At 58.1% G+C, this 13,662-nt stretch carries 8 protein-coding genes; 6 read left to right on the top strand and 2 right to left on the bottom strand.

Translation table 11 applies throughout. The annotated features are described in order from the left end of the window. Positions 1-307 precede the first annotated feature (307 nt). Genes QMM04_RS05260 through ugpC form a run of 6 tightly spaced genes read left to right on the top strand, consistent with a single transcriptional unit; the run spans position 308 to position 6,314 of the window. Positions 308-1,018 (top strand): FadR/GntR family transcriptional regulator, encoded by a 711-nt coding sequence (locus QMM04_RS05260; RefSeq protein WP_021509083.1) that lies wholly within the window; start codon positions 308-310, stop codon positions 1,016-1,018. Continuing rightward, positions 1,005-2,171: a PLP-dependent transferase gene (locus tag QMM04_RS05255; RefSeq protein WP_282995774.1), complete on the top strand. Its 1,167-nt coding sequence runs from the start codon at positions 1,005-1,007 to the stop codon at positions 2,169-2,171. Before QMM04_RS05260 ends, QMM04_RS05255 begins: the two co-directional genes overlap by 14 nt. 21 nt (positions 2,172-2,192) lie before the next feature. Next, a complete protein-coding gene (locus QMM04_RS05250) occupies positions 2,193-3,464 on the top strand; it encodes a sugar ABC transporter substrate-binding protein (RefSeq protein WP_088517297.1) in 1,272 nt (423 codons plus the stop codon). Between the two features lie 24 nt (positions 3,465-3,488). Then, a complete protein-coding gene (locus QMM04_RS05245; RefSeq protein WP_282995773.1) occupies positions 3,489-4,409 on the top strand; it encodes a sugar ABC transporter permease in 921 nt (306 codons plus the stop codon). A gap of 9 nt (positions 4,410-4,418) precedes the next feature. Then, complete coding sequence (locus tag QMM04_RS05240) at positions 4,419-5,243, top strand: carbohydrate ABC transporter permease (protein ID WP_282995772.1); 825 nt, start codon at positions 4,419-4,421, stop codon at positions 5,241-5,243. A 3-nt stretch (positions 5,244-5,246) separates the two neighbouring features. Then, on the top strand, positions 5,247-6,314 hold the full coding sequence (ugpC, locus tag QMM04_RS05235) for a sn-glycerol-3-phosphate ABC transporter ATP-binding protein UgpC (RefSeq protein WP_059011246.1): 1,068 nt from the start codon (positions 5,247-5,249) through the stop codon (positions 6,312-6,314). 27 nt (positions 6,315-6,341) lie between these two features. Here ugpC and QMM04_RS05230 read toward each other — a convergent pair whose 3' ends face one another. Together QMM04_RS05230 and QMM04_RS05225 are read right to left on the bottom strand one after the other, a co-directional pair. Continuing rightward, on the bottom strand, positions 6,342-12,320 hold the full coding sequence (locus tag QMM04_RS05230; protein WP_282995771.1) for an autotransporter outer membrane beta-barrel domain-containing protein: 5,979 nt from the start codon (positions 12,318-12,320) through the stop codon (positions 6,342-6,344). Between the two features lie 300 nt (positions 12,321-12,620). Further along, on the bottom strand, positions 12,621-13,662 hold a 1,042-nt coding region (locus QMM04_RS05225; RefSeq protein WP_282995770.1), incomplete at its 5' end, for an acyltransferase family protein.

Raw genomic sequence — 13,662 nt, 5'->3', positions numbered from 1 at the left:
CATGCAATAATTGCTGCCCATTTAACCGGTCACAACGCTCTTCTTTTACCTTAACGTCATCGCTAACGGTTTTGCTGGCTGAGCGTTGCCGCTGTGCCACTGCATCTGCTGAATTCATACCCCGGTTAATCAAAAAACGACCACCGCACCGCCACACCACGGTGCACTCTGGCGGTTTTTGCACCAGCAAATCTCATAATCTGCGCTTATTACGGCATCAAATCTCTTGCTGAATCAAAGCTTCATGATTCTGGCATGCGGGTTGCTAAGCCTTTGGTAGAGATGTTGGACCAATTAAGGCAAAGCGATGCATGACCCGGCTGAACTCCATCCCATCATTCCCACGCGCAGCGATACGCTGATTCTTGATGCGCTCACGCGCTACATGGCGCATGCCGGCGCGCAGCCGGGCAGTCGCCTGCCGCCGGAGCGCGAGCTGGCGGAGAAACTGGGCGTCAGCCGTAATACGGTGCGCGAGGCGCTCAAGCGCTGGGAAGCTCTCGGCATCATTGTGCGCAAAAAAGGCAGCGGCACTTTTCTGCAGGCGGAAGTCGGTCTGCATGACAGCTTTCTCTCTCTGCGCTTTAAAAACGACTCCGCCAACATGCTTCATGCGCTGGAAGTGCGCCGCATCATTGAGTCCGAATCCTGCGTGCTGGCCGCGCAGCGCGCCAGCGCCGACGACCTGCTGGAAATCGAACGGCGGCTGGAAGAGATGGAGCGTGTGCACCTGGCTATCGGTTCCGCCGGGCCGGAGGATTGGGCTTTCCACACCAGCATCTACCGCGCCGCCGGCAATCCGCTGCTGTTGCAGATGCTTAACGGCGTCTACGACACGCTGCACGCCTTTTTCGAATCCCCGCCGGAGCAGGCGCTGTTTTCAGACTCGTTTCCCCTGCACCGTGAACTGTTTAACGCCATCCGCGCCCGCGACAGCCAGGCCGCGCGCGCCCTTTGCCATCAGATTCTTGATATCACCGAACGCGACATGAAGGACGTGATCCATGCCAAACGCTAAACCTATTGCGCAACAAACACTGCTGACCCACGACCAGCGCCACGAACAGGGCGCCGTAACGCCACCGATTTATCAGTCCTCGCTGTTTACCTTCAGCGATTACGACAGCATGATCGCCCGCTTTCGCGGTGAGAGCGACCAGCCGCTCTATTCCCGCGTTGATAATCCGACGGTCAAAGCGCTACAGGATAAAGTTGCCGCGCTGGAAGGCGGTGACGCCTGCCTCGCCTTTGCCAGCGGCATGGCCGCCATCAGCAACGCGATTTTGAGTGTGGTTCAGCCAGGTGCGAAAGTGGTCTGCGTTAATCATGTCTATCCCGATACTTACCGCTTTTTGCGCGGCTTTTGTCAGCGTTTCGGTATCACGACGCAGTTTGTTGATGGCGACGATGAAGCGGCGATGGCCGCCGCGCTGCCCGGTGCCAGCCTGCTCTATCTGGAAAGTCCCTCCAGCTGGGTGATGAGTGAACAGAACCTGCGGCAGTTGGCCACGCTGGCGCGCGATGCGGGCGTCGTCACGTTGATTGATAACAGCTGGGCTTCGCCCATTTTCCAGCAGCCGCTGCTGTGTGGTATCGACATCGTGGTGCACTCCGCCTCGAAGTACATCAGCGGCCACAGCGATGTAGTGGCCGGCCTGGTGATTGCCAGCCACCAGCACATCAACAACATTGCCCGTCACATTAGTCCGTTCCTTGGCGGCAAACTGTCTGCGAACGAAGCGTCTTTGCTGATGCGTGGCCTGCGCACGCTGCCGCTGCGCATGAAGCAACATCAGCAAAGCGCCCTGCAGCTGGCGGAAAAGCTGCGTGACCATCCGCAGGTCAGCGCGGTTTACCATCCCGGGCTCAATCCTCCTGAATGGTCCACGCTGCGCGGTTACAGCGGGCTGTTTTCCTTTGCCGTGACCGAACAGGTCGACATACCGCAATTCTGCAACGCCCTGCAACTGTTCCACATGGGCGTTAGCTGGGGAGGTTTCGAGAGCCTGGTGATGCCGGCGATTTCGGTCATTAATCAGGCCAGTGAATTTAATTCAGCCCAGGATTTTGGTGTCTTGCCGCGCCTGATCCGTATCTCTGTTGGCCTCGAAGAGACCGACGATCTTTGGACCGATCTGAATCAGGCACTTGCTGCCGCCACTCACCGTTAATCACGCTCCGGAGAACCAGCCATGACAACACGTTTCGCCCTGAAAGCCCTGGTACTCGCCGTGGGTTTAGGCAGCGCCTTTTGCAGCCTCGCCGCCAAACTCACCGTGGTGGAAGTTATTACCAGCCCGCCACGTACCGCGCTTCTGCAAAAAATGCTCGACGAATACAAGACGCAGCATCCTGGTACCGAGATTGAGCTGATTTCGCTGCCGTGGGGTCAGGCATTTGAAAAACTGGGCACCATGTTACAGAGCGGACAGGTACCGGATGTGGTGGAGATGCCCGATACCTGGCAAGGCTTATACGCCAGCAACAATATGCTGGAGGATCTTGAACCCCGCCTGAAAAGCTGGCCTGAAAGCGCCCAGCTGACTGACAAAACGCTGGCAATGGCGCGGGCCGCGAACGGCAAAGCCACCATGGTGCCGTACGGTTTTTACCTGCGGGCGCTGTTCTGGAATAAGAAGCTGTTTAAGCAGGCAGGACTGAGTGAGCCGCCGAAAACCATGGAAGAGTTTGCCAGCGACGCGAAGCGTATTAGTCAGTCAGGTAACGGTATCAGCGGCTACTGCATGCGCGGCGGCGTGGGGGGAACCAATGCGTGGATGATGTTTATGGCGGCGATGAACGGTTCGCCTGCCTTCTTTGATAAAGACGGCAACAGTACTTTAACCCAGCCGGGGGCGATAAAGGGGGCACAACTGCTGGTCGATTTGTATCAGCAAGGTGGCGCACCTAAAGACAGCGTGAACTGGGGCTTTAACGAGATTGTCTCGGGCTTTTATTCCGGCAAATGCGCCATGCTCGATCAGGATCCGGACGCGCTGATCGCGATTAAAAATAGCATGGCGGCTGAGGATTTTGCTGTGGCGCCCATGCCGGTCGGACCGTCCGGTAAAGCTTTCCCGACCATCGGCTATACCGGCTGGGCGATGTTCAAACAGGGTAAACAAAACGATGTCGCCTGGCCGCTGATTACCTTCCTCAGTAATAAAACCAACAACCTGGCGTGGGCGAAGTTTGTCGGCACGCTACCCATCTATAAAGGTGCGGAACAGGACCCGTTCTATCAGACGCCGCAGTTTGCCGGCTGGTTTAAGGAGCTGAACGATCCAAATTATGTGCCGCTCACCATGCCGACCCATCTCAAAGGCTGGGGCTATTTCAATTCGGTGATCGTGAAAGAGAGCAGCCAGGAGACGTTACTGGGCGAAAACGACACCAAAGATATGGTGCAGGACTGGGCCAGCTATCTGAGTAAAGAGCAAAAAGCCTGGCTCGCCAGCCAGTAATCCCGCGTAAACCGGAGCCCTGAAATGACGCCTGAAATCTCTCTTCCTGCCAGCCCGGCGCGCCGCCGCTGGCGCTGGACCCGGCTTGCGGAGCCATGGTGGTATCTGTCACCGGGCCTGTTGCTGATCGCCCTGTTCATCTTCGTGCCGATGGCGATCGGCATTTCTTACGCTTTTCAGAGCATGAACCTGCTCAATCCGCTGGAGAGCGGCTGGGTTGGCTGGGCGAACTTTGCGCAGATGCTCGACGATCGCCGCTTCTTTCGCGCGCTCGGCCATACCCTTAACTGGACGCTGAGTTCACTGCTGCTGCAGTTCTTTTTCGGCCTCGCGCTGGCGCTGCTGCTTAACCGCGAGTTTCGCTTTCGCCGCTGGGTGCAGGCGCTGGTGTTTTTACCGTGGGCGGTGCCGGCGTTTCTTTCCGGCCTGACCTGGTCCTGGCTGCTCAACCCGGTTGTGGGTCCGCTGCCGCAGTGGCTCAGCGACGTGGGCATTCTCGGTGAACCCTACAATATTCTTTCCGATCCGCAACTGGCGATGTGGGGGCCGGTGATTGCTAACGTCTGGTTTGGCATCCCGTTTTTTGCCATCACCTTACTGGCGGCACTGCAGTCGATTCCCAAAGATTTGTATGAAGCAGCAGCCATTGACGGTGCCAGCGGCTGGCAGCAGTTTCGCCGTGTCACCCTGCCGTTTCTCGCCCCGATGATCGCCATTACCGTGATGCTGCGTACCATCTGGATCGCTAATTTTGCCGATTTGATCGTGGTGATGACCGACGGCGGTCCGGCCGGTTCAACCTCGATTCTTTCCAGTTACATCTTCACCACCGCTTATCGCAAACTGGATTTTGGTTATGCCTCGGCGATGGCGGTGTGTCTGTTACTGCTGATGACCTGTTATGCGCTGGTACTGCTGCGCATCCGCCATCAGTTACTTAAGTAAGGAGTCCGCATGCGTCTGTTACCGTTGATCGGTCATCGTCTCAGCATCGCCGCCTATTTGCTGTTTGCGCTGTTTCCGTTGTACTGGATCATTAAAATTGCCGTCACGCCGGACAGGTTACTGTTCAGTCAGGGCGTGACGCTGTTACCTGGCGGTTTCACCCTGAGCCACTTTGCGAAGGTATTGACCGACAGTGATTTCCCCACGTTTTTTATTAACAGTCTCATTGTCTCCTGCAGCACTGCCGCGCTGACCACTTTGATTGCTGCGGCTGCCGGCTATGCCTTTTCCCGCTTTCAGTTTCGCGGCAAGATGGTGATGGCGGCCCTGCTGCTGTTTACCCAGATGTTTCCGATGGTGATGATCATTGCGCCGATTTACCGGGTTATGGCCCCGCTGGGACTGACGAATAGTCTGCTGGGGCTGATTCTGATTTACAGCGCCTTCAATGTCCCGTTCGCCACCTTCCTGATGCAGTCATTTTTTGATGCCATCCCGAAAGATCTCGAAGAGTCCGCCATGCTGGAAGGCTGCACCCGCTTTCAGGCGCTGTACCGCGTGCTGATGCCGCTGACGCTGCCCGGCATGGCGGCGACGCTCGGCTTCGTTTTCACCGCCGCATGGAGTGAGTTGCTGTTCTCACTGATGCTGATCAACAAAAACGAAGTCATGACCTTTCCGGTCGGGCTGCTCAGTTTCGTCTCCAAATTCGCCGTTTCGTGGGGCGAAATGATGGCTGCCGCCGTGCTGGCGTTAATTCCAGCCTGTCTGTTCTTCGCTTTCATTCAACGCTACCTGGTTCAGGGACTCACCGCCGGTGCGGTTAAGGGGTAAATAATGGCTGAAATTACGCTGGCGCAAATTGAAAAGCGCTATGGCAACGTTGAGGTTCTGCGCGACATCAATCTGACCATTAAAGATGGTGAGTTCGTGGTGCTGGTCGGCCCGTCCGGCTGCGGTAAATCCACCCTGCTGCGCACCATTGCCGGCCTGGAGTTGGCAACGGGCGGTAATATCCATATCGGCAGTCAGCTGATGAACGAGGTGGCGCCGAAAGACCGCGATATTTCGATGGTGTTCCAGAGCTATGCGCTCTATCCGCATCTGACGGTCGCGCGCAACATGGGCTTCAGCCTTGAAATTCAGAAACGACCGCGTGCTGAGATTGAGGAGAAAGTCCGGCGAGCGGCGGAGATTCTCAGCCTGACGCACCTGCTTGATCGCCGGCCAAAAGAGCTGTCGGGTGGACAACGGCAGCGCGTGGCGATGGGCCGCGCCATTGTGCGTCAGCCGCAGGTGTTTTTGTTTGATGAGCCGCTTTCCAACCTCGATGCGCAACTGCGCGGCCAGATGCGCGTGGAGATCAAAAGACTGCATCAGCAAATGAACAACACCATCGTTTATGTTACCCACGATCAGGTCGAGGCAATGACGCTGGCTGACCGCATCGTGGTGCTTAACCACGGCGTTATTCAACAGGTGGGCACACCGCTGGAGCTGTACGACACACCGGCCAATAAGTTTGTCGCCAGTTTTATCGGTTCACCTTCGATGAATTTCATCAACGGCGTGGTGACCCCCAGCGGCGTGCGTATCAGCGACAGCGCTCAGCTGCCATTGAATACGCACTGGGCGGCACAGGCCGCTGGCCGTGACGTCATTTACGGCATCCGTCCGGAAAACATCAGCCTGGCGCAGCCGGGTGAGCAGCATGCGCTGCCCCTTGAGGTGTCGCTGGTGGAGCCGACCGGCCTGTCCGAACTGATTCACGGTTCGCTGTTTGGTCACCCGGTGATGCTGTTTACCACCCAGCGTTCCGGCGCGCGCGCCGGTGATATTTTACCGGTCGCGCTGGACAGCGAACGTGCGATGCTGTTCGACGCCGCATCACAGCGCCGCCTGTAATTGCAGGTTTAAGGTGGTCATTTACGTTCAAAACGACCAGCGCACCCCGGCATTGTAGCGCCAGCCTTTGACGCCGTTGCCGGAAATCTCTTTGCGGTAATCCGCCTCGGCATAAAGCGCCACGTTGTTGATAAGGGTCGCCGTGCCGCCGAGGCCGACGTCCCACATCTGGCCAAATTTGCCGCTGCTGAAGCTCTGGCTCAGGTCGCTGTCGCTGGTGCCGACCCTGACCTGCGCCGTACCGCCCCAGCCGCGATAGTAGTCAGCGCGCAGATACGGCGTGTACTGGTTCTGACTGCTGTCCTGCCAGCTGCGCGCCACGCGTGCGCCGAGCCGGCCTATGGTTTGATCGTAATCGTTAAAAGAGACGCGCGCGCCGTCAGCATCGGTAAAACTGTCCATGTTCATACGCAGCCAGCTAACCTGTGCCTGCGGTTCCAGGCGCACATCACCGGCCAGCATCAGCGGATAGCCAGACTCGACTGACGCCGTCCAGCCGTGCCCTTTGGGTTTAGCGACCGCTTTCTGCCGCGCAATGTCGGTTTCGCCACGGTAGCCGCTCCAGCTCAGCGAACCATCCACATACCAGCCACTGCTGCTCAGCCAGGTGCCATAAAGTGACAACGTATCGCTATCAAAGCTGGTGGAGCTGTACCCGTCAGCGGCATGCGGGCGAATGCGCGTGTTGCCGCGCGTATAGGCGACGCCGCCACGTACGCTATCTTCAGCGCCATCGGCGCGCAGCAAATTGCCACCCAGCTGTACGGCGCTGTAGTTGAGGTCGAAATCATAACCCCAGGCGTCCAGCCCGCGATTGCTTCGATACTGCAAATCCGAACCGAGGTAGCGGATAAACATCTCTGCGCTGTCCGCCGGCTGCTGGCGCAGTTCGCCGAGACGCTTATGCAGATCGTCAGTGACTGCCAGCGAGTAGTACGCCAGCCCAACCGGTGCGGAGATCCAGGACGGCACCTGCGGCGTGACCGCCGGACGCACCGCCTTAACCGCACTGCCCGCCTGCGGCTGGCACAGTGAGCCATCGCTGCAGATGAAGTTGTTTGCCAGACGATAGTCCCATACGTTGCCGCCTGCGCTACTGCCCGGTGCAAAGCTGTACAGACCATACTGCCACGGCCCGGCTGCCACATAGCCATTGCTCAGCCTGAAGCTGTCGGCGCTGGCGCTGCCGGTCACCTGCACCAGTGAGACGCCTTCGCTGGCCGCGATGACATTGTCGCGATTGCTGTCCAGCAGCCCGCCGCCCTGCAGGCGGTCATCCACCCAGGTGGTGCCGCTGGCGTTACCGTTAACACGCAGCACGTCGCTGTGGGTGGCTGTCGAATTGAGTTTCAGGCGGCCCTGCGCGGAGGCCAGACTACCTTCGATGGTCAGGGTATTTGCCGCCACATTGCCACCGTTGGTCAGGTCGAGCGTGCCTGCATTGTTCACCACCAGCGAATCATTGCTGGCCCCCTGCAGCCGCGCGTTGACGCCATCGCCGGCGAACAGCGTGGACCCGGCATCGATATTAATGGTGCTGTGCGCCAGTTTAATGTTGTCGCTCAGCGTCCACTGCGTATCGATGAAGTTCAGCGTGCTCCAGCCCGCGCCGAGGTTGGTGCCTTTGGTAAGGTCGTCCTGCCGGAACGAACCGCCGCGCGCAGTGAGCTGGCTGAGGTTCAGCGTGCTATCCGCGCCGCCGCTGGTGATATGACGGGTCTGGTTCAGGCTGATAGCCTGCACCGTCGCCTGATTCGCGCTGCCGTCACCCATACTCAGGCCGCCATCCAGCGTGCCGCCCGTAACCAGCAGCGTATCGCTGCCGTTGCCGGTGTTCACTTCGCCCGTGACTTTGCCCGCCAGCAGTGCCACCACATCACGGGTCGCGCCGCCCGCCACTACCACCTGATCGGCGTACAGCGCAACCAGCGTGCCCTGGTTGATAAACACCGTCTCGCCGCCGCGCAGATCAATAAGCGGTGCGACGCGGCTTTGTGAACGGATGGTGCCCTGGTTGATCACCTGGCTGGCGCTGCGGGTGACAATCGCCGAACCGCCATCGGCATCGCGGATATCAATCAGGCCCTGAGCGATCACCCGTCCATGGGTGTTGGCACGCACGCCGGTGCCGCTGCCGTTGACTTCAATGCGGTAGTCGCGCCCAATCACCAAATCGTTGCCAGTGGTCGATCCATCTGCGTTTTCAAAGCGATAGCCGGTACCGCCTGCGCCGACGTGAATCTGCGCGCTACCCGCCGGATCGAATGAGGTGGCAGAGCGAATGCCGGTGCCACCATTGGCCTCGAAGCGCACATTACTCAGCGAAATATCACTGATGCCGGCGCGATTGTTCAGCGCAGTGCCGCTGCCGTAAGCGCCGATGATGATGTCGTTGGCTTCAAAGCGCTGCGCACCGCTGTCGAGCAGCAAACCATCGGCTTTGCCGTAAGCCGCCAGCGTGCTGGCCCCCTGCCCGTCGCCGTAAATTTTCATCGCGCCGCCGGAGCCCACGCGCAGCGCGGCGGTGCCGTCATTCACACGTAAGGTACTGTCGACCGGTACATACTGGCCATAACCGCTGCTGACATCCACGCCGGTGCCGCTGGCGACGCTAATCGTGCCGCGGTTGATAAAGTTACCGCCATCGTGCACCCGGGCCCCGGTACTGTTGCGGCCACGCAAATCCACTACGCCCTGCTGCTGATTAAACAGGCGCGCGTCGCCGCTGACATCAAACGCCGTGGCGTTGCGCCCGGTGCCGGTGATGAGCGAGGCGGCGTAGACCTCGGTGCCATCGCCTGTCGCCTGCGCGCCGAGGGTGTTTTTGCCGTTCAGCGCGATTAGGCTGGTAATGATCCCCTGCGCGCGATCGCTGGCGCGCAACACGGTGGCACCCTTACCGGTGACCTGATAAACATCGGTGCTGGATACCAGCGCATCCGTCCCGCTGACCACGATGCCGGTGCTGTCCCTGCCGCTCAGCGTGACGTTGCCAAAGCCCTGATTGTACAGCCACGCGCCGTTGCGGATTTCATACAACGTCGAATTACGACTGCTGACATCAACCGGGCTGCCGTTGACGATCAGGCGTGAGCCGGGATCAAAAGCCTGATAGCCGATCTGCTGTGCATCGTGGAACACCACACGGCTGTTCGCGCCCAGCGTAATACGACCGCCGGCAAAGGCTTTCGCGCCGACCACGTTATCGCCGTACAGATTAATCGTACCGTTCTGGTTAATCCGCCCCAGCTGGTGATACGAGACCGCACCGAAGGTGGTGGTTTGCTGGGTGCTCTGACCGCTGTAGAGATTAAGCGTGCCGCTATTGTTAATCTCCGTCAGGGTTTTGCCGTCGCCGGCGCCCGGATAGCCATCGGCGAACAGCGCCCGGCCGTTACGTAAAATGTTGATATCGCCGCGGTTGTCGACCGTGGCGCCATACTGCGCATAGATACCCGTTACGCCTTCCCCCCGCAGGGAGATCGCGCCGCGATTCACCAGCCGCGCATGATTCATCACGGTAAACGGCTGCTGGTTATTGGCGCGGCCGTCTATCGCTGCCTGATTGATCAGTAAAGTGTTCGGATCGAACTGCGTATTAGGGTTAACAACGTTACCCTGCAGCGTATAGCGATTACCGTCAGCGATGGCGACGCGGGCATCAGACCCGTTGAGGTGAATACGCGTTGCGGCATCAATGGTGGCGCGGGCGCCATCAGTGATAGTCAGCCCGCTGGCAAAGCTGGCGATGTTCAGCGTCGCGCCGTGGGTATTAATGTCGGTGCCGGCACCGCTGCCGTACACACCGGTCGCAAACGGGCTTTTCATCGACAAAGTCAGGCCGCGCCCGTCAAAATCTGCTCCCTGCTCGACGCGAAAAATCGTGCCGTTCCACACGGAGGCGCTGTAGCGGCCGTTGGCCGGCAGATTAATGCGCGCATCCGGGCCGATACGGTAGAAACTGATCTGTCCGCTATCCAGCATGCTGTCGCTGCCGCTGGAGGTGGGAATCGCGCGGGCGCTAACGTTGACTGTTGCCTGGCCTTCAGCACGAATCCCGATGCCCGCTTTGCCGCTGAGCCGGATTGGGCCGGTGATATCGGCACTGGCGTGACCGCCCGGTTCGCCAGTTACCCACACCGCCGTATTGTTGGTGCCGCCAAAGCGGTCGGCGTCACCCGCCACGTTGATCGCCCCGCTGGAGAAGGCGTGCGCCTGATTGCCCGCCGTGGCGATCACTTTCAGGCCGGTGCTGTTATAACCATTCAGATTGAGGGTACCGCGGTTGCCCACCTGGCCGCCGCTGCCGGAATCCATCACCAGCATGGCGATATTTTCGCGCGGTAGCGCCTGCGCCATACCGTTGACATCGATAACGCCGTTATTCAGTGACACCGCGTTGGGCCCGGCCTCGATGCGCATGCCAACGGCGTTCTCGACTTTTGAGCCGATAACAATACGGCCATCATTGATGGCACGCGAGTCGAGCAGGCCGGAAATGGCGCTGATGCCACCGTCGAGGCTAACCGCGACATCCTGCGTGACGTCACCCTTATGATTTTGCGGTGTGCGGCCGAGATAAATCGTGCCATCGCGCGCGTTGACGAAGCTACCCTCACCGCTGAAACTCACCGCCGTTGCTGAGGAGCCGTTCGCCACATCGTGAATGCCGATGTTAATATTACCGTGGTTGACCGCGCTGCTGCTGCCGAGAAATAAGCCGGCGGTGCCCCACGGCGCATCACCGATATGCACATTGAGCACGCCATTGTTGCGGAACTCGCTGTCATAAATCGCCGACACCGCTGTGCCCGCATAGCCGAGAGAATCCTCCGCCACGCCGCGTCCATTGGCGGCGTTGAAAAAACCGCTGTTGATGACACCATTATTGATACCGCGCGCGCCGCTGATCAGCTCCAGCGCGCCCGCTTCGGATGAGAGCGCGTTACTGGTCGCCAGTTTTCCGGCGATAATCGCCGTTGCACCGTTGCTGGCGCGCATCACGGCGCTGGCGCTGTTGGCCACTTCCAGCGTTTTGCCGCGATTGATTTTCACACTGGCTTTCGCGCCATCGGCGCTCAGCACCACCTGATCGCCGAGTGCGGCAGCCACTTCATCATCGTAATTGCCGGTGCTCATGCGGTAAACCACACGACCGTCGCGCAGGCTGAACGCCTGGTTCAGCGCGGCGTTATAACTTTCCGGGCTCAGGTTGCCGCCGCTAATCTGGTCAATCAGCCAGTCGTTATAGTTACGCAATTCATTGAGATTACTGACGTAGTACGCGTTGCTGCTGCCATCCTTAAGCGTGACATCAAACAGACCGGCGTAGGTCACCACGCCTCCGGCATCAAATGCCAGCCGATCGCCACCGTACGGCGGCGTGGCGGCGGTAAAGCGGATGCGGTTATTGCTGTCCCAGTTAATCTGGCCGTTATTACTGCTGGCAAATAACTGACTCTGTTTGGCAGCCATTGACCAGCGATTGGTGCTGGCGTTAGCGGCTGCGCCTTGCTGACCAATATTGATATTTAACCGGCCATTAGTGACTGTCGCCACGCGCGCATCAATATATTGCTTATCGTTCACATCATAATAATCTGGCACTACCGTAGCGCCATTAATTTCCGCCGGCGCAATCATTTCCGCACTGTTATAAACCTGATAGACACGATAACTGCCTGTTTCTTCACCCGGAATACCAATAGCGTAATTTTGTGCGCCGAGTTGCAGGCGGGGCTCGCCGATTAAATTGTCATTAATAATACGCCCAACCTTTTGTAGTTCACCCAGCGTGACGCTGCTCATGCCACTTTCTCCAGCGGTAAAGCGCGGCACGCCGCTCAGCGTCTGGGTTGAACCATTACATAAGCAATAAGCGCCGACTTTATTGTCGTTGCGTTCGGGAGTGAAAGATTTTAATACCACCGCCGATACCGGTGTGGCAGACAGCATTAAGCCCTGCGCAGCAAGCAGGCTTAGTAACAAGGGATTTAATTTAAACACACTATTGTCCTCACCAGAGAAAAGACAAATGCCGCACAGCGAATGCGCAGTGCGGGGAAATAGCGAAGCGAAATGTATTGTCGTAATAGCTTACGGCTGGAAATCCGTTGAAATGAGTATTACTGCGATCAGGTTAAAACGTCCAGTTTGACTTAAGGAATTGTGATGACGGCGATAAGCTTTAGGAATTGCGCTAACGGCCTGAGATAATTATCTGGAACTAAAAATGCAGAAAATGGCAAAAATCAGATGGCGGGAAATAATACCCGGCACGCCAGTGGCTGCCGGGCATGATGACAATTACAGTCGCGCTTCGACCGGCACCGCCACTTTTTTATCTTTCGGCTTGAGGCCAAACATGAAGGAGGCGAAGCGTGAACGTTTGACGATGGCGTAACACACCGCGCTCAGCGCAATGCCGAGGGCAAAATCGATCAGGACATACAGGACTGACAGGTTATCCGGTAACCAGACATCCAGCAGCCATGAGAAAATGATCACCACCGGATAGTGCAGCAAATAGATAATCAGCGCGGAATCCACAATCGCCGTCAGAATGCGACTCTCTTTCACGTTGATGCGTTCGAAGCTAAACACCAGCCAGTAGGACAGCATCACCGACAGCACGCTGCCCAGCATCACCGGCACATATTTCATCACCCCGGTGATGTGGTTGTGCGCGACGACATAGCAGGCGGCCCACACCGCCAGCACCAGCGCGGCCACCAGCCAGCCATTCATCAGTTTACTGTTGGCGTACCGGGCAATTTTCTCGCGGTTGACGTATAACGCAAAACCGGCGGTGTAGTAGACGAGGAAGCGTGCGGTCACCGGGATGAGCTCGACAAATTCACCGCGGCCTTTCACCAGAAACTTCAGCACGAAGCAGGCGTTACCGAGAACCACCAGCGTGGCGATCAGCATTGGCAACGACATTTTGCCCAGCTGACGGGCGCTCCACTGATAGAACGCGCCGGGTACCAGCAGCGACATCACCGACAGCGACACGAGGAACCACAGGTGGTGCATCATGGTATAGCTGTTTAGCCAGCCTTCGAGACTCAGCGGGGTGTTATTCATCTGTCCCGCGATAAAATACATCAGCGGCGGAATAAACAGATAGGCTGATATCAGCGGAATCAGGACGCGCTTACGGCGATTATCCGTAAAGAATTTCTGCCCTTTGCGCAAAATAATCAGCGCGGAGAACATGCCCGAAAGAAAGAAGAACACTTCCATCCTGAAGGTGTGCACCATGCTCAGCAGTGCCGTGAATATTTCCGAGGGATCGCGCTGCGCGACATAATACCAGCCATTCTCACCCGGTAAACTCCGTGAGGCG

The organism is Pantoea sp. Pa-EAmG (assembly GCF_030024295.1).
In the GTDB taxonomy this organism is placed as follows: domain Bacteria; phylum Pseudomonadota; class Gammaproteobacteria; order Enterobacterales; family Enterobacteriaceae; genus Pantoea; species Pantoea dispersa.
The sequence above is the reverse complement of the archived record's forward strand: the minus strand, read 5'-3'. Positions and strand labels throughout refer to the sequence as shown.

What these genes read in the sequence shown, in the direction of transcription:
- QMM04_RS05255 (WP_282995774.1), top strand. Translation starts at nt 1,005, where the DNA reads ATGCCAAACGCTAAACCTATTGCGCAACAAACACTGCTGACCCACGAC.
- QMM04_RS05240 (WP_282995772.1), top strand. Translation starts at nt 4,419, where the DNA reads ATGCGTCTGTTACCGTTGATCGGTCATCGTCTCAGCATCGCCGCCTAT.
- QMM04_RS05250 (WP_088517297.1), top strand. Translation starts at nt 2,193, where the DNA reads ATGACAACACGTTTCGCCCTGAAAGCCCTGGTACTCGCCGTGGGTTTA.
- ugpC (WP_059011246.1), top strand. Translation starts at nt 5,247, where the DNA reads ATGGCTGAAATTACGCTGGCGCAAATTGAAAAGCGCTATGGCAACGTT.
- QMM04_RS05245 (WP_282995773.1), top strand. Translation starts at nt 3,489, where the DNA reads ATGACGCCTGAAATCTCTCTTCCTGCCAGCCCGGCGCGCCGCCGCTGG.
- QMM04_RS05260 (WP_021509083.1), top strand. Translation starts at nt 308, where the DNA reads ATGCATGACCCGGCTGAACTCCATCCCATCATTCCCACGCGCAGCGAT.